1 protein-coding gene is annotated in these 1,094 nt (G+C 46.7%); it reads left to right on the top strand.

The window, feature by feature from the left end; all coding sequences use genetic code 11:
• The coding region (locus ACFINA_RS09590; RefSeq protein WP_375615520.1) for a hemagglutinin repeat-containing protein at nt 1-1,094 on the top strand (1,094 nt) is incomplete at both ends.

Raw genomic sequence — 1,094 nt, 5'->3', positions numbered from 1 at the left:
GCTGCTTCCGATATAGATGCCAAGGGTAATGTTGCTCTTGGCGCGAAAGGGGAGGTAACAATAGGGGTAAGAAACGATGAGATGGAGTATCATCTTCAGGGCAAAAACACGAAAGTGGATATGCAAGCCTCTCATGCCGTTGGCTCTTCGATAAAATCGGGAGGTGACACCACTGTCATTGCAGGGCAGGATGGCAAACCGCATGATCTTAGCATCACAGGTAGTTCCATTGCGGCTGAGGGCAAGGTGGGGCTGAAAGCCAGCAACGATATTCTCATCAATAATGCAGAGGATAGCTTACAGTATGAGATGTCGTACCATAAAGACGGTGGGGTGTTTAGTAGCAGCAAATCTGAGCATAACAAGATGGATGTGAGCCAAGTTGTGGGGTCAAGCATAACAGGGGGTGAAGGCATTACCATTGACTCAGGAAACAACACGGAAGTTGTAGCCTCGACGCTCATAGCCGGTAAGGCAGAGGAAACGTCAGGAGAGAAAGCACCAGGAGATCAAAAACAAGCGGATATTACCATTCACTCTGGGGGAAAGATTGTCATAAAAGGCGCCCAAGAACACTTGGATCAGCAAGCACAATCGTCATCAAGTGGCTTTTTGCATGAGAAATCGTCCGATACATCTCAATCGCATACCACAACGGTCTCCTCTATCCTTGGGGCAACGGGCAACATTATCACACAATCAGATAAAGAGACCACAATCACGGCTTCTCATCTGCTTTCCGGTCAAGATATCAATGTGACAGCAGAAAATGTGACGATTGATGGCATGACAGATCACCATAGCAGCCATTCAGAGACCCATGAAACGGGTTTTGGTGTGGGATCAGGCAAGGGCTTTGTATCGATATACGGGAGTGAGGGAAAGACAGAAAATGAAGAGAGTTTTGAGCATCAAGGCTCTTCTCTCAATGCGGATGGCAATATTACCATCACTGCCAAGAAAAAAGATGTGACAATTGTTGGCTCTGATCTTGCAGGGGAAAATGTTAATCTTACCGCAGCGCATGATGTGAATGTGCTTGTTGGTCATAATAGCCATAAGTCAAACTCTGTAGAAGAACGGGAAGGCTTTGG

The organism is Bartonella sp. AC10YNML (assembly GCF_042196825.1).
Classification (GTDB): domain Bacteria; phylum Pseudomonadota; class Alphaproteobacteria; order Rhizobiales; family Rhizobiaceae; genus Bartonella.
This window is presented reverse-complemented; position numbering and strand designations above follow the sequence as displayed.